The sequence below is a fragment of the Empedobacter stercoris genome (genome assembly GCF_025244765.1).
Lineage (GTDB): Bacteria > Bacteroidota > Bacteroidia > Flavobacteriales > Weeksellaceae > Empedobacter > Empedobacter stercoris.
In genome coordinates this window covers 1,437,295-1,454,018 of the sequence record NZ_CP104209.1, presented here as the reverse complement: position 1 = coordinate 1,454,018, position 16,724 = coordinate 1,437,295, and the positions used below count along the sequence as shown (strand labels likewise).

Sequence of the window (16,724 nt, the reverse complement as noted above, 5' to 3'; positions counted from 1 at the left end):
AAGAATTACTCGAATTGGTAATTTTTATTTTCGTGTAAAATCTAAATCATGGAAATCGTAACTAAAATCTGTCATTGGTGAAATAGCTTTCATCGTAAATCCTGTCATTTTTCCATCTTTCATTTCAGCAAAAACAAAAGCATCTGCATGGAAATATCTGTTGTACCATTTTACCGCATATGTATTGTCTTTATAAAATGATATTTCTCCGGTTAATTGAGGTGAACGCTTCGATTCGAAAATTAATTTACCTTTTTTCTCATAGATTTCAACATCACCAAACCAATTATCTTTATAGGTTCCGATGAATGCATTTTTATTAACCTTAAGGGCTTTGTTTTTCTGATTTGCTTCAACTGTTTTCCAAACTTCATCTGTTATTCCGTCCGCTTCGGCCACACGAGATTTCATCAAATTATCGTAGAAAGCAACCCAATCTTTTTCGGGATTGCCTAAATAAAAATCTTTAATTGTATTAGAAACCGAGTTAAATGCGACACCTGCTTGTTGATTAGTAAGAACGACAATTCCTAAATTGATTTGAGGATACCAAATTGTTTGCGTTACAATTCCTTCTAAACCACCAGTGTGCGAAACTTCTAATTTTCCGTTATAATCTTGCAATTGCCAACCTAATCCATATGCTTTAAACAATGAATTATATGGAGGAGTAGTTCCAACTTTTTGCAAGGTAACAGGCGAAATCATTTCTTTCATTTGTTTTTCAGAAATAATTTGTTTTCCGTTTACTTTCCCTTTATTCAAATTAAATTGTAACCATTTTGCAACATCATCAACGTTAGAATATAATCCTGCTGCTGCGTCAAAAATCGTATTGGTATAACGATCGATTACTTGCAATTTACCATCAATTGGCACATGTGGATCAATTACATTTTTTTGATCTTTTAACAGATGAAAATTTGCCGCTGTATTTGTCATGCCAATCGGTTGGATTAATCGTTGAGTGACAAAATCCGTCCAAGATTGTCCAGAAATTCTTTCTACTACAACTCCAGCAATGATGTACAAAAGATTATCGTAATCATATTTCGAACGAAAATCTGAAACAGGTTTTAAATATTGAATATTGTTGATAATATCGGTTGGTGTGAAATTATGTCCATCAGGCCATACCATCAAATCGCCAGCACCTAAGCCTAAACCACTTCGGTGTGTTAACAAATCACGAATAGTAAATTCTTTTGTTACATATTCATTATACATTTTAAATTCGGGAATATGTTTGATGACTTTATCATCCCAATTCATTTTTCCTTCATCAACTAAAATCGCTAAAGCCGCTGCTGTAAAAGCTTTCGAATTAGAGGCGATTCCAAAATTTGTATTCGATTGTAATTTTTCTCCTGTTTTGATTGATTTTACACCATAACCTTTACTATGAATAATTGTTCCATCTTTAATTACGGCAACAGAAATTCCTGGAACATTGAATGTCTTCATGGCATTTTCTGTGACTTGATCTATAGTTTGATTTGAAATATTTTGACCAAAAGCAGAAATTGAAGCTAAGGTAATAGTTGTTGATAAAAATATATTTTTCATGTGTATGATTTGAATGGTAACGAAGTTAGGAAATTTATTTGTTTTACTGTTATTCCGAGCTTGTCAAAGAATCTTACATTTCGAAATACTTTATGTTAAAATTTTCGATTTTGGAATGGAGAAATTAGAAGAGAAATAATTAAAACAAAAAAAGCCACTTTATTAAGTAGCTTTGGTAATTATATTCCTTTATTTAAAGTTGAGAGAGGTTCGTTAATTTCAAAATATTCTGAAACAATGTTTGTGGCACCCATTTGTTCAACTCGCTTAGAATGCATTTCAGCATAATTTTTTGCATTTTCTAAGGTGTCAAAAATATAAATTCCACCACTTCGAGCAGTCTCTTTATTCTCGATCCAAATCTTAGAAATAAACCCTTTTTCTAAATTAATGCTTTCAGCCAATGGTTGTGCATTGTTAGTTAAATTTTCTCCCATATATTCAACAGGAAAATCAAAATTTATTTGAAGTAAAATCATGTTATAAAGTTTATTACAAATTTCTAAAATATTAATGAGTTGGATTGTAATAATTGTTACAAAAAAAGCCACTCATTGAGTGGCTTATAAAAATATATATAAAATTAATCTTAATCGTTCAATTTTAAAACAGCTAAGAAGGCAGATTGAGGAACCTCTACACGTCCAATTTGACGCATTTTCTTCTTACCAGCTTTTTGTTTTTCTAATAACTTACGTTTACGAGAAATATCTCCTCCGTAACATTTTGCTGTAACGTCTTTACGTAAAGCTTTAATGGTTTCACGTGCAATAATTTTAGCACCAATTGCTGCTTGAATTGGAATATCAAACTGTTGACGAGGAATTAATTCGCGTAATTTCTCACACATTTTTTTACCAATGTTGTAAGCATTATCAACGTGAATTAAGGCAGATAAAGCATCTACAACTTCACCGTTAATCATGATATCCACTTTAACTAATTTTGAAGCTCTCATTCCAGAAGGAGCATAATCGAAAGAAGCATATCCTTTAGAAATTGATTTTAATCGATCATAGAAATCAAATACAACTTCAGCCAAAGGCATATTGAAAATCATTTCAACTCGATGTTGAGTCAAATAATTTTGAGATTGTAATTCGCCTCGTTTCTCAATACATAAACTCATGACAGGACCAACAAATTCAGATTTTGTAATAATCGCTGCACGAATGTAAGGTTCCTCCACACGATTTAATCCAGAAGGATCAGGTAATTCAGAAGGATTATGAACGGCAATCATTTTATCGGGATCTTTTTCTAAATAAGCTTCGTACGAAACGTTAGGAACAGTTGTAATAACTGTCATGTTAAATTCACGTTCTAAACGTTCTTGAATGATTTCTAAGTGTAGCATTCCTAAGAAACCACAACGGAAACCAAACCCTAAAGCGGCAGAAGATTCTGCTTCAAAGGTTAAGGAAGCATCATTTAAACGCAACTTCTCGATAGAAGCACGTAAATCTTCATAATCTTCTGTGTCTACTGGATAAATTCCAGCGAAAACCATCGGTTTTACTTCCTCGAAACCATCAATAGCTTCAGCGGCAGGTCTATCAACTAAAGTAATTGTATCACCAACTTTTACTTCGGCAGCTTCTTTAATCCCAGAAATAATGTAACCAACATCTCCGGTTTTAATTACTTTTTTCTCTACTTGATTTAACTTTAAAGTTCCAATTTCATCTGCACCATATTTTTTATTGGTTGCCATGAATTTGACTTGATCCCCTTTTTTAATCTCTCCATTTACAACTTTATAAAAAGCTTCAATTCCACGGAAAGGATTGTAAACAGAGTCAAAGATTAAAGCTTGCAACGGAGCTTCAGGATCTCCTACAGGAGCAGGAACTTTTTCTATAATTGTATGCAACAATTCTAAAACTCCTTCACCTGTTTTTCCAGAACAACGCAATACATCTTCAGGTTCACAACCTAATAAGTCTACAATATCATCTGTTACCTCTTCTGGATTAGCAGAAGGTAAATCGATTTTGTTTAAAACTGGAATAATCTCTAAATCATTTTCTAATGCTAAATATAAGTTAGAAATGGTTTGAGCTTGGATGCTTTGAGCAGCATCTACAATTAACAAAGCACCTTCACAAGCGGCAATCGAACGAGAAACCTCATACGAGAAATCCACGTGTCCAGGCGTGTCAATTAAATTTAAAATATATTTTTCACCATCTTTTTCATATTCCATTTGGATAGCGTGTGATTTGATTGTGATACCACGTTCGCGTTCCAAATCCATATCGTCTAATGTTTGGTTTTGTAACTCACGATCAGAAATCGTTCCTGTTACTTGTAATAGGCGATCGGCCAAGGTACTTTTACCATGGTCAATATGGGCGATAATACAGAAATTACGGATATTTTTCATACTCTTCTTGTCGAATAGGCAAAAATAATCTTTTCCACTCAGACTACAAGTTTTTTGAAAAATATTTATAAAAAGTATTTTATTAAGACTTAAGCAATTATTTGATAAAAAAGAGAGTTGATTAATTGAAATATTTACTAAAAATAGTATTTAATGAATAATTTTTAACTGAAATAGTGCGTAAATAGTAACTACACCTTAACATAAATTTTCTTTTGATCTAACCAATAAGCCAAAGCCCAAAAGAATGCTAAGAAGATAAGCGAATAAACAAACGATCCGATTTCTGGAATTCCAGGAAGTTTCGCACAAATGTTTTCATAAAACCAAGTCAAAGGAGAAATGTATTTGATTTCGTCTTGATTGGTAAATCCATTTTCGATTCGGATTAATCCTAATAAACGTGGAAATAAACCACTAAATGCAAAAATGAATAATGGATTTTTTCCGAATACATCAAAGAATTTCATCACACCATTTTTGACGTTCAAAATTTCGATGAACCAAATCATTGTTGCAATTGTTAATAATGACAATCCTGTTGTATGAATAACGTATGAGCTACTCCAAATCTTTTTGTTGTACGGAAAATCTAATTGCCAAAAATAACCTAATAGCAAAGCAATTACCCCTAAAACAAATAAACCTGCTACTAATCTAAAATTGGGTTGATTGGTTTCGGGTAAAGATTTATTTAACCATTTCATATTACCTTGTTTATTGATGAAAATGCCAGTTAAATAGCCTAATAAAACTTGAGGAATCGCATTGATGGTACTGTAAATACCTTCTGGATCAAATGGAATCGATTCACCTTTGTAAATATGTGCTAAACCTAAAATATGGGTATCGATTTTTGTTCCGATTAACCCTTCGATAGAATAAGGGTCAATACCGCCTAAAAATTTTGTCAATAACCAATAGCCAACTAAGATGATACCTGAAATCCAAAGAACCATTTTTTCTTTAAAGTAAAAAGCAATAACAGAAGCAAAAAAATAGGCAATAGCGATTCGTTGTAAAACACCCATTATTCGAACGCCACTTTCTTCAGAATCTTTCCAGGCCTTAAAAATAAGTTCGTTATTCTCCCATTTAAAAAACGGAAACCAATTGATAAAAAGTCCAATTAGAAAGATAAGGATACTTCGTTTAATGACTTTTTTCCAGAATTCGCTTTGCGGTTGTTGTTTGAATCGTGGAATTACAAAAGCCATTGCATTGCCTACTGCAAATAAAAAGAAAGGAAAGACCAAATCGGTTGGTGTACATCCGTGCCATTGTGCATGTTCTAAGGGATCAAACATAAAGGACCACGTGCCAGGATTATTCACTAAAATCATTAAAGCGACCGTAGCGCCACGAAAAACGTCCAATGAATAATATCGAGTTGTTTTCATTTCTTTTGTATTAATATTTTTAAAGATATATATTTTTTGAAGTATTTAGTAATTCGAGTTTAGAATTTATCCTACAATAATCCTTACCTTTAATTTAAATTTAAAAAAAACAATCTAATAAGAATAAGTATGAGAACTGAGTCAGATTTATTAGGAGAGTTACAACTTCCTGAAACGGCTTATTATGGAGTACAAACACAACGTGCAATTAATAATTTTAAAATTTCGAACAACTATTTAGCACATTACCCTGAATTTATTAAAGCGTTAGGTGTAGTGAAATTAGGTGCAGCGCAAGCTAATCATGAGTTGGGAGTTTTATCAAAAGATATATATGATGCGATTTCTTTTGCATCGAACGAGCTGATTGCAGGAAAATATACGGATCAATTTCCGATTGACATGATTCAAGGTGGTGCTGGAACTTCTACGAATATGAATGCAAACGAAGTGATTGCAAATATTGCGTTAGAACATTTAGGAAAACAAAAAGGAGAATATCAATTTTGTTCACCAAATGATCATGTAAATTTATCACAATCCACAAACGACGCTTATCCTACTGCGTTGAAATTAGCTTTGTTTAACATGAATAAACCATTGGTTGAAGCATTAACAAAACTGGCAGAGTCATTTAATAAAAAAGCTAAAGAATTTGAACAAGTCATTAAGATGGGACGCACACAATTGCAAGATGCAGTTCCGATGACATTAGGTCAAGAATTTGAAGGTTTTGCAACTACATTAAACAAGGAAGTTCAGAATTTAGATCGTATCACTACTGATTTATTGGTCATTAATATGGGAGCAACAGCAATCGGAACTGGTTTGAACGCCGTTCCAGGTTATGCACAATTGTGTACAACAAAGATTGCAGAAATCATGAAGGAAGAGGTGATATTGGCAGATAATTTAGTGGAAGCAACTTCTGATACGAGTGCCTTTGTAGATTATTCTTCTGCTTTAAAACGTCTTTGTGTAAAATTATCTAAAATTTGTAATGATTTACGATTACTAACTTCAGGGCCAAGAGCAGGTTTATTCGAAATTAATCTACCTCCAAAACAGCCAGGATCTTCGATTATGCCAGGAAAAGTAAATCCGGTTATTCCAGAAGTGGTGAATCAGGTTTGTTTTAAAGTGATTGGAAATGATTTGACAATTACAATGGCAGCAGAAGCTGGTCAATTGCAATTAAATGTAATGGAGCCAATTATAGGTTTTTCGATTATGGAGTCAATTCAATATCTTACAAATGCAATGGATACATTGCGTGTGGAATGTGTGGATGGAATTACTGCAAATGCGGAACATCTGAAAAATGAAGTGCAAAATAGTATTGGAATTGTTACAGCACTAAATCCGTATATTGGATATAAAGCAAGTACAAAAATAGCGAAAGAAGCTTTAGAAACTGGTGGAAGTGTCTATCAATTGGTTTTAGATCATGGTTTGTTGTCTAAAGAACGATTAGATGAGATCCTTGATCCTAAAAATATGCTTGGACCACATACTTAGAAGTTGTGAGCCAAAAGTTATGAGTAATGAGTTTTGAAAAAGATAATAATGAAACCTTCGAATCTTCTAAAAATAGAAACATTAAACGATGAATGGTTAGATAAGGATATGGTTATTTTACATGCTTGTTTTCAGATTCTATCCGATTGTATTGAAAAAGAAAATTTGTTTACAGGGCATGTAGATTGGACATTTGATGATGAACATAAAAATGCAAAAAACGAAATCGAGAATTTATATAATTGGTGGAATAAACGTAAGCTTGATAACAATAATTTAGAAGATCTTCAATACGAGGAAGATAATAAAATGTTGAAGAAGTTAATAGAGTTTAGACAATATCTTTGGACTTAATTTTAATTAAAAATTATGAGTAATGAGTTTTGAAAAACTTATTACTCATAACCTAAAACTTATTTAAAATCCATGTAAGCTCACATCATCAGTCGAAAGTATGTTTACTTTCTTACCCATTTTTTTCTGAATAATTTTGAAATGATGCAAATCTTCTTCGGTGATTAAACTAATTGCTTTTCCGTTTGCATTTGCACGACCAGTACGTCCAATTCGGTGTACATAATCTAAAGGCGATCGAGGTAATTCGTAATTAATTACAATTGGTAAACCTTCGATATGAATTCCGCGTCCAATCAAATCTGTGGCAACCAAAACGCGAATATCTCCTAATTTAAAATCTTCTAAATTATCCATTCTCGCACCTTGCGATTTCTTGCTGTGAACAGCCATTGCAGGAATTTTATTCTTTTTTAGTTTTTCAACCAAATTGTCAGCTGTACGAGTCGAAGAAACAAAAATCAACACTTGTTCTAAGTTTTCAGATTTGATTAAATAGCGTAAAAAAGGACCTTTTGTTTCGGCATCAACTTTATAAGCTACTTGTTCTATTTGCTCTAAATCAACTTCTTGCTTTTTAATTTCAACAACAATTGGATTGATATTTAAAGTTGATTTGATTTCATCAATTTTATCATTTAAAGTTGCTGAAAAAAGAACCGATTGTTTCTTTTTCGGAACACTTTTTAAGATTCTATTCATTTCATCTCCAAACCCCATCTGAAACATTTTGTCCGCTTCATCAATTACCAAATATTGCAATTGGTCTAACGATAACGCATTATGATCCATTAAATCCAATAAACGACCAGGGGTTGCTATCAAAATTTCTGTTCCATACAAATTCTTCATCTGTGGATTAATCGAAGTTCCACCATATACAGCCTGTGTTTGTACTTCGCGGCGTAAAGCAGTTTGTAGACCAGCAAATGTTTGTTCAATTTGAACAGCTAATTCGCGTGTAGGAACTAAAATTAGAGCTTTTACAAAACGTGATTTTTCGTACGATTGATGTTGAATTTTTTGTAACAAAGGTGCAACAAAACACAATGTTTTTCCAGATCCTGTTTTTGCAATTCCCATTACATCTTTTCCTTTTAAAATAGACGGAATAGTCTCAGTTTGAATTTCAAAAGGTTTTAAAAATCCAAGTATTGTAATGGCTTTTGAGAGATATGGTGATAATCCTAAATTTTCGAATGACATAAATTGATATAAGGTTACAAAGGTAAAGATTAAATCTGAATGATATTTTAAGAATATATTGCTGTTTCATCATTTTTGATCAAGATGAAATTGAAGGATTTAAAATCAATTCTGAAATATTTCTATAAATGATTTTAGAATCGAATCTATTTATTGAAAATTAAATTAAAAACAGAAATAATTTCGGTTTAAAACTTGATAAAAATCTTTTAGCTTAATAAAACTATCTTTAAATTTGAATCTTATGAAAAAAGATCAGTCTAAGATAATTCGTGAGCAAGCGCCAAGATCTGCTACTCGCGAGCATTCAGTTCCATTATATTTAACCTCAAGTTTTATTTTTGATAGTGCAGAACAAGGTCGTGCTATTTTTGTAGAAGAGGAGGAAGGTATGGTTTATTCGCGTTATGCAAATCCAAATACAACAGAGTTTATTAATCGCGTTTGTGTGTTAGAAAAAGCAGATGCTGGTTTAGCGTTCGCATCAGGGATGGCAGCTGTTTTTGCTTCGTTTGCTTCTTATATTAAAAGTGGTGATCATATTGTGTCAAGTCGTGCTATTTTTGGTTCGACACATCAATTAATTACACAACTATTTCCTCGTTGGGGCGTAACCTATACCTATGTTGAAACGCCAAATATCGAAGATTGGGAAAAAGCAATTCAAGCGAATACCAAAATTGTCTTTTTAGAATCGCCTTCTAATCCTGGTTTGGAATTATTCGATTTAGAAGCTTTAGCAAAAATAAAAGAGAAACATCCACATGTTATTTTTGCCATTGACAACTGTTTTGCAACACCATATTTACAACAACCTTTAGAGTTTGGATTCGATTTATCTATTCATTCAGCAACAAAATATATGGATGGACAAGGTCGAGTTTTAGGTGGTGTTGTGATAGGAAAGCAAGATTTGATTAATGAAATGATGTTTTTTATTCGTCATACTGGTCCTGCAATGTCTGCTTTTAATGCGTGGACAATTTCTAAAAGTTTAGAAACGTTACCTCTTCGTATGGATCGTCATTGTGAAAATGCTTTGGCTTTGGCAGAGGCGTTAGAAAGTAACCCTGAAATTGAAGCTGTAAAATACCCTTTTTTACCCTCTCATCCGCAATATGAATTAGCGAAAAAACAAATGAAAGGAGGTGGTGGAATTGTAACCTTTGAAGTAAAAGGAGGAAAAGAACGTGCGTTCAAATTTATAGATGCATTGAAAATGATTTTGTATACTTCAAATTTAGGAGATTCGAGATCGATAGCGACACACCCGGCTACAACAACTCATGCGAAATTATCAGATGCCGAACGTGCAGAGTTAGGGATTATGCCAGGCTCGATACGATTATCTGTTGGATTAGAAGATAAAATAGATATTATCGAAGATATACTACAAGCATTAGAAAAAACGAAATAAGATTTGTTGATAGACAAAAAAAGCCTCGCAATGCGAGGCTTTCCTATTGATAAATGAAATTCTATTATTTAACTTCTTCGAAGTCTACGTCTTCAACACCATCATTTTTTGCTTGACCTTGATCAGCTCCTGGTTGCGCTTGTGCACCACTTTCTTGACCTTCGTTCATTGCAGCATAAATTTCTTGTGAAGCAGCATTCCAAGCTGTATTTAATTTTTCCATAGAAGCATCAATTGCAGCAACGTCTTGAGCAGCGTGAGCAGATTTAACCTCAGCTAAAGCTTCTTCAATTGGTTGTTTTTTGTCAGCAGGAATTTTATCTCCGTACTCAGTCAATTGTTTTTCTGTTTGGAAAATTAACGCGTCAGCAGCATTTACTTTTTCAATTTTGTTTTTTGCTTCTTCGTCTTTTGCAGCATTTTCTTGTGCTTCTTTTTTCATTCTTTCGATATCAGCATCAGATAATCCAGATGAAGCTTCAATTTTGATTGATTGCTCTTTTCCTGTTCCTTTATCTTTTGCAGATACACTTAAGATACCATTCGCATCAATATCAAATGTTACTTCGATTTGAGGAACACCTCTTTGTGCTGGTGGAATATCTACTAAGTCAAAACGTCCGATTTCTTTGTTATCGTTGAATAATGGACGCTCTCCTTGACCAATTCTTAATGTTACTGCTGGTTGATTGTCAACTGCAGTTGAGAAAACTTCAGATTTTTTAGTTGGAATTGTTGTATTCGCTTCAATTAATTTTGTGAATACTCCTCCTAAAGTTTCGATACCTAAAGATAATGGTGTAACGTCTAATAATAATACGTCTTTTACATCACCTGTTAAAACACCTCCTTGGATAGCTGCACCAATTGCAACAACCTCGTCTGGATTAACTCCTTTAGATGGTTTTTTACCGAAGAATTTTTCTACTTCTTCTTGGATTTTTGGCATACGTGTAGATCCACCAACTAAGATAACTTCGTCGATATCGTTGATTGATAAACCTGCATCAGATAACGCTTTTTTACAAGGTTCCATAGAACGACGTACTAAATCTTCTGTTAATTGATCAAATTTAGAACGAGTTAAAGTTTCTACTAAGTGTTTTGGTCCTGTTTCGTTAGCTGTAACGTATGGTAAATTAATTTCTGTTTGAGCAGAAGAAGATAATTCGATTTTAGCTTTTTCAGCAGCTTCACGTAAACGTTGTAAAGCCATTGCGTCTTTTTTCAAATCTACACCTTCTTTCGCTTGGAATTCAGAAGCTAACCAGTTGATGATTGCGTCATCAAAATCATCACCTCCTAAGTGTGTATCACCGTTTGTAGATAATACTTCGAATACACCGTCACCTAATTCTAGGATTGATACGTCGAAAGTACCACCACCTAAATCGTAAACAACGATTTTTTTATCTGAGTTTGCTTTGTCTAATCCGTAAGCTAATGCAGCAGCAGTAGGCTCGTTGATAATACGTTCTACTTTAAGACCTGCAATTTCACCAGCTTCTTTAGTTGCTTGACGTTGAGCATCGTTAAAATAAGCTGGTACAGTAATTACCGCTCTTGATACTTCTTGTCCTAAATAATCTTCAGCAGTTTTTTTCATTTTTTGTAAAATCATTGCTGAGATTTCTTGTGGAGTATAGTTACGTCCATCAATATCAACTGCTGGCGTATCATTGTTTCCTTTTACAACTGAATAAGGAACACGACCGATTTCATCTGCATCATTATTAAATTTAGTTCCCATGAAACGTTTAATAGAATAAATCGTTTTCTTTGGGTTTGTTACAGCTTGACGTTTTGCTGAATCACCAACTTTAATTTCACCTCCTTCTACGAATGCTACGATAGATGGAGTTGTTCTTTTACCTTCTGCATTTGGAATTACAACTGGCTCGCTTCCTTCCATTACAGAAACACAAGAGTTCGTTGTACCTAAGTCGATTCCGATTATTTTGCTCATATTGTTTAGTTATATTTTATATTATTAATTTATTTTAAACGTTTTTATACTTCATGATAGTGAAGTTATATCCGTAATAGTCAATCTTTGTGCCAACATAAAAAAGAATGACATCTGATAAAATCAAATGTCATGTTGTCAGATTATGAAGAATAAATTGGGTTGAAGCAGAATAAATCGTCAGTTTTAGGTTGATAAATTGTCAGCGTTCACAAAACTATAAACCGCAAGTTTTAGCACGATCTCTCTAATCTTTTTTATTGATAAGTTGCAAAATATTTTCTAAATCAGTTTTTTCATCCGCATATTTCGCTTTCATATCATTTGGCATTCGGTTGTAATACGTCAATGCTTTTTCACCAAATTGTTTAATGTAAAAATTACTTAATGTAGGAATGTTTGGAAACCGTTTATGAAAAATCATTTCTGTATAAGCTTGCCATTCGCGCTCTTCTCGCAATTCGATTTGATTATCACCTGAACGTTGATATATATGTATCATTTCGTGCATCAATAAATTGGAGATTAAACTCAAATCAAAATCTAAAATATTGCGTGGAACATGAATACTTATTCCTGTTGATTCGTTTCCTTCCGCTGTTAATAACAATCCTTTCGGTTCTATTTCTTCTCGAAAATTAAAACCAGTAAAAGCACTATGGTTTAAATTCAATTCATCCAAAATTTCGTACAAAGCTTCAACGATTAATTGATTATTTTTTAGATAATTTATTCTTTCCGTAAATTTTTCTGTAATCATAGATTTTTCGCTTATTTATCAAATATATAATCTTATTTTTGATATGTTTTAAAAATGACTATGAAGAAATTAGTACTATTGCTTGGCTTGATATCGATGACAACACATGCACAAGTTCTTAATCACAAAAAAGAGTTTACACGACAAGATTCCCTTCGCGGAACCAATAATGAGTTCAGAAATTGGTGGGATGTTAAACACTATAAAGTAAGCGTAGAACCCGATTTTAAATCGAAATTTATCAAAGGAAGAACAACCATTACTTTTGATAAAACGGCGCCTCAGAAATCAGATTTAATTCAAATTGATTTACAAGAACCAATGATTGTTTTGGCTGTAAAATTGAATGGAAAGAAAATTTCTGATTTTAAGCGTGATGGTAATGTGTACTTTATTCATGTCGGAAAAAACATCAAGAATACTTCGAATGATTTAGAATTAGAATATTCTGGACATCCAATTGTAGCAAAAAAAGCACCATGGGATGGCGGTTGGATTTTTGAAAAAGATAAAAAAGGTCGTGATTGGATGACTGTGGCTGTACAAGGTTTGGGTGCAAGTGCTTGGTTTCCGAACAAAGATTATTTAGGTGATGAGCCTGATAATGGAATGGAATTGGAAATTATCACACCTCATGATTTAGTTGGTGTAGGAAATGGACGATTAGTTTCTAAGCAAGAAAAAAATGGAAAAACGGCTTCTACTTGGAAAGTAGTTAACCCAATTAATAATTATAATATTGTCCCATACGTAGGGAATTATGTCAATTTTAAAGATACTTACAATGGCGAAAATGGTCAATTGGATTTAGATTATTATGTATTAGATTATAACATTGATAAAGCTAAATCACAGTTCGAACAAGCTAAAATGATGTTAAAAAGTTTTGAACATTGGTTTGGACCTTATGCTTTTTACGAAGATTCGTTCAAGATTGTAGAAACTCCACATTTGGGAATGGAACATCAATCTGGAATTGCGTACGGAAATAAATTCGAGAATGGGTATTTAGGGCGCGATTTATCAGGTTCTGGTTGGGGACTAAAATGGGATTTTATTATCGTTCACGAAGCTGGTCACGAATGGTTCGGAAATAATATAACAGAGAAAGATGTTGCAGATATGTGGATTCATGAATCGTTTACAGCTTATTCTGAAACCTTATTTACAGAAACATTTCATGGGAAAGAAGCAGGAAGCGAATATGTACGTGGAACAAGAAATGCAATCCAAAATGATAGTCCAATAATCGGAGTATATGGTGTCAATCAAGAAGGAAGTGGTGACATGTACTACAAAGGCGCAAATATGATTCATACGTTGAGAACTTGGATGAATGATGACGAAAAATTTAGACAACTATTACGAGGTTTGAACAAAGAGTTTTATCATCAAACGGTGACAACAGAACAAATCGAAAATTATATTGCCAAATATTCTGGATTAAATTTGACTGCTTTTTTCAATCAATATTTAAGAACTGTCAAAGTTCCTACGTTAGAATTAAGAGAAAATGGTAACAAAGTAGAATATAGATATACGAATGTGGTGGGTGGATTTGCAATGCCTTTGCGTTTGAAAGATTCTGACATTACAATCAATCCAACATCAAATTGGCAAACGATTAATCATTCAACAATTACAAAAACGAGTGATGTAACGATTAATCCAAATTATTATATTGAAGTTAGTAAATCGTAAATCGTACTTCGAAAAACTTAATTCATAAAATATTCCAATAAATATCATCGGTTATTGAACGATGATATTATAAATTTGTCACATGAAAAAATACATTGCATACGCAATCTTATCAGGATTATTGTTAACAGCAGGCTGGCCGTCACATGGTTTTCCATTGTTGTTATTTATAGGATTTGTGCCCTTGATGTTGGCAGAACATCAAATAACGCAGCGCGCAGAATTCAAGAAAAAAAGACGTAAGATTTTTGGACTTTCATATTTAGCCTTTTTTATTTGGAATGCAATTGTAATTTGGTGGTTGCATTATGCGCAAGAAACCAATGCGAATGGAGATTTACAAAATTCGTGGAGTGCTTATTTAATTCCAGTTTTCGCGAATTCGTTATTTATGTCAATTGTTTTTCAACTGTATCATGTTGTTAAAACAAAAGCAGGAAATTTGTATGGCTTAGTTTTTCTTCCAGCCATTTGGATGAGTTTTGATAAACTAACATTGAATTGGGAATTGACTTGGCCATGGTTTAACCTTGGAAATGGTTTTGCAAAATATCACGAATGGGTACAATGGTACGAATACACAGGAACTTTTGGTGGAGCACTTTGGATATGGATCGTAAATATTATTGTGTTCTATTATTTAACAGCTTACATCAATAAAAAAGAAATTAAATATTTAAACAAATTAGGTATTTATGCAGGATTATTAATTGCTGTTCCAATTGGTTTATCTTATATAATGTATGCAAATTACGAGGAAAAAGGAAAAGCGCTTGATGTGTTGATTCTTCAACCAGATCTTGATCCTTACAATGAAAAATACATGAAAGATGGATTACAGATTTATGACGAATTGAAGCAATTGGCACTGAAGAATATTCAACCAAAAACCCAATTTGTTGTTGCGCCAGAAACAGCTGTTCCAGGTTCTTCTGCACTTATTTTTGACAATATGTATGATGATTTAATTGTACAAGATATTCAACAATGGACAAGTACGAAGAACGATTTACATTTCGTAACAGGTGCATCAATCATGCGAATTTATCCTATGTCGTCTTTAGCATCAGAAACTGCATCAGTTATGAAAGATGGAATAACGTGGTATGATGCCTATAATTCGGCTTTACAGATAGGAGGAAACGACTCGATCGAAGTATATCATAAGAGTAAATTAGTGCCTGGAGTAGAAATTTTTCCATATCGTAACTATTTAATGCCAATTATTGGAGAATTTATGCTTAACTTTGGCGGCACAACAAAAACGTTGGGGGTTCAACCTCATCGTTCTGTTTTCAAGAATAATACAAACACCGCTACTGTTGCTCCGGTTATATGTTACGAATCTATTTACGGAGACTATACAACAGAATATGTGAGAGAAGGTGCTAATGTTATATTCACAATGACCAACGATTCTTGGTGGGGCTCTACCGATGGTCATCGTCAATTACTATTATATGGTAATTTGAGAGCTATTGAAAATAGACGCGCTATTGTTAGATCTGCAAACTCAGGTATTTCGGCTTTCGTTAATCAGCGAGGAGATATAATGAAGTCATTACCATATGGAGAGCAGGGTGCCTTAAATGGTACAATTTTAATGAATAGTGAATTAACGTTTTATACAAAGTATGGTGACGTCATCGCAAGAATAGCACTATTGGTAATGGGAATTATCTTAGCTTATACACTTGCGCAGAAGTTGTTATACAAACAAAATAAGAAGAAAATATAAAATTAATAACCTAAAGAGTTGTATAAGTAATATTTAATTTGTTACTTTGCACTCCGTTTAAAATAGGACAATACAAAATAAGATGTCAAACATTTGTCAAATTACAGGTAAGAGAAGATTAGTAGGAAACAATGTTTCTCACGCTAATAATAAAACAAAACGCACTTTTGAAGTGAATTTGTTCAAAAAGAAATTTTTTATGCCAGAAGCTGGTGAGTGGATTACTTTAAAAGTTTCTGCACACGGTTTAAAAACAATCAACAAGTTAGGAGTTGATGAGGCTGTTAGACGTGCACGTAAAGAAGGTTTAATCAAATAATTTAAGACACCATGGCAAAAAAAGGAAACAGAGTACAGGTTATTTTAGAATGTACAGAGCATAAAGAAAGTGGTATGCCAGGAATGTCTCGTTATATCACAACTAAAAACAAAAAGAATACTCCAGATCGTATTGAGTTGAAAAAATACAACCCAGTATTGAAAAAGTATACAGTTCATAAGGAGATCAAATAATAAAATTTTAGACGATGGCAAAAAAGACAGTAGCAACCCTACAAACAGGGTCTAAAAAAATGACCAAAGTAATCAAAATGGTAAAATCTCCTAAATCTGGAGCTTACGTATTTGTTGAAAAAGTAGTTAACGCTGACGATACTGATGCGTTCTTCGCAAAATAATTGTTAGCTTAATAGAAAATATTAAGGTTAATAGA

15 protein-coding genes are annotated in these 16,724 nt (G+C 33.0%); 8 read left to right on the top strand and 7 right to left on the bottom strand.

The annotated features are described in order from the left end of the window. Positions 1–24 precede the first annotated feature (24 nt). From NZD85_RS06825 to NZD85_RS06810, 4 genes are all read right to left on the bottom strand, one after another. On the bottom strand, positions 25–1,566 hold the full coding sequence (locus NZD85_RS06825) for a serine hydrolase (RefSeq protein WP_260544449.1): 1,542 nt from the start codon (positions 1,564–1,566) through the stop codon (positions 25–27). A 179-nt stretch (positions 1,567–1,745) separates the two neighbouring features. Continuing rightward, on the bottom strand, positions 1,746–2,045 hold the full coding sequence (locus NZD85_RS06820) for a monooxygenase (RefSeq protein WP_225541321.1): 300 nt from the start codon (positions 2,043–2,045) through the stop codon (positions 1,746–1,748). A gap of 110 nt (positions 2,046–2,155) precedes the next feature. Then, positions 2,156–3,952 (bottom strand): translation elongation factor 4, encoded by a 1,797-nt coding sequence (gene lepA, locus NZD85_RS06815; protein ID WP_171623521.1) that lies wholly within the window; start codon positions 3,950–3,952, stop codon positions 2,156–2,158. A 191-nt stretch (positions 3,953–4,143) separates the two neighbouring features. Further along, on the bottom strand, positions 4,144–5,352 hold the full coding sequence (locus NZD85_RS06810; protein ID WP_260544445.1) for an acyltransferase family protein: 1,209 nt from the start codon (positions 5,350–5,352) through the stop codon (positions 4,144–4,146). Between the two features lie 129 nt (positions 5,353–5,481). Between NZD85_RS06810 and aspA the strand changes: the two genes are divergently transcribed. Beyond that, entirely contained in the window at positions 5,482–6,870 is a 1,389-nt protein-coding gene (gene aspA / locus NZD85_RS06805) for an aspartate ammonia-lyase (RefSeq protein WP_260544443.1), read from the top strand. A 48-nt stretch (positions 6,871–6,918) separates the two neighbouring features. Further along, positions 6,919–7,224 carry a hypothetical protein gene (locus tag NZD85_RS06800; protein WP_260544441.1) on the top strand — a complete coding sequence of 102 codons (306 nt, stop codon included), beginning with the start codon at positions 6,919–6,921 and terminating at the stop codon, positions 7,222–7,224. Between the two features lie 63 nt (positions 7,225–7,287). On the opposite strand, the gene NZD85_RS06795 is transcribed toward NZD85_RS06800, so the two are convergent. Continuing rightward, positions 7,288–8,430 carry a DEAD/DEAH box helicase gene (locus NZD85_RS06795; protein ID WP_260544439.1) on the bottom strand — a complete coding sequence of 381 codons (1,143 nt, stop codon included), beginning with the start codon at positions 8,428–8,430 and terminating at the stop codon, positions 7,288–7,290. A gap of 244 nt (positions 8,431–8,674) precedes the next feature. Between NZD85_RS06795 and NZD85_RS06790 the strand changes: the two genes are divergently transcribed. Next, positions 8,675–9,847: a trans-sulfuration enzyme family protein gene (locus NZD85_RS06790; RefSeq protein ID WP_260544437.1), complete on the top strand. Its 1,173-nt coding sequence runs from the start codon at positions 8,675–8,677 to the stop codon at positions 9,845–9,847. Between the two features lie 64 nt (positions 9,848–9,911). Here NZD85_RS06790 and dnaK read toward each other — a convergent pair whose 3' ends face one another. Further along, positions 9,912–11,813 (bottom strand): molecular chaperone DnaK, encoded by a 1,902-nt coding sequence (gene dnaK, locus NZD85_RS06785; RefSeq protein ID WP_114999032.1) that lies wholly within the window; start codon positions 11,811–11,813, stop codon positions 9,912–9,914. Positions 11,814–12,060: 247 nt separating this feature from the next. Beyond that, positions 12,061–12,573: a hypothetical protein gene (locus tag NZD85_RS06780; RefSeq protein WP_260544433.1), complete on the bottom strand. Its 513-nt coding sequence runs from the start codon at positions 12,571–12,573 to the stop codon at positions 12,061–12,063. A 60-nt stretch (positions 12,574–12,633) separates the two neighbouring features. Here NZD85_RS06780 and NZD85_RS06775 point away from each other — a divergent pair, with 60 nt between their 5' ends. The 5 genes from NZD85_RS06775 (at position 12,634) to NZD85_RS06755 (ending at position 16,689) form a co-directional block, all read left to right on the top strand. Continuing rightward, positions 12,634–14,274 (top strand): M1 family metallopeptidase, encoded by a 1,641-nt coding sequence (locus tag NZD85_RS06775; RefSeq protein ID WP_260544431.1) that lies wholly within the window; start codon positions 12,634–12,636, stop codon positions 14,272–14,274. A gap of 82 nt (positions 14,275–14,356) precedes the next feature. After that, positions 14,357–16,012, top strand: coding sequence for an apolipoprotein N-acyltransferase (lnt, locus tag NZD85_RS06770; protein ID WP_260544429.1), 1,656 nt, complete (start codon positions 14,357–14,359; stop codon positions 16,010–16,012). A gap of 82 nt (positions 16,013–16,094) precedes the next feature. Then, positions 16,095–16,331 carry a 50S ribosomal protein L28 gene (gene rpmB / locus NZD85_RS06765; protein WP_171623530.1) on the top strand — a complete coding sequence of 79 codons (237 nt, stop codon included), beginning with the start codon at positions 16,095–16,097 and terminating at the stop codon, positions 16,329–16,331. An 11-nt stretch (positions 16,332–16,342) separates the two neighbouring features. Beyond that, positions 16,343–16,525, top strand: a complete 183-nt coding sequence (gene rpmG / locus NZD85_RS06760) for a 50S ribosomal protein L33 (RefSeq protein ID WP_171623531.1) — start codon at positions 16,343–16,345, stop codon at positions 16,523–16,525. A 14-nt stretch (positions 16,526–16,539) separates the two neighbouring features. After that, positions 16,540–16,689: a DUF4295 family protein gene (locus NZD85_RS06755; RefSeq protein ID WP_171623532.1), complete on the top strand. Its 150-nt coding sequence runs from the start codon at positions 16,540–16,542 to the stop codon at positions 16,687–16,689. The last annotated feature ends 35 nt before the right edge of the window (positions 16,690–16,724 follow it).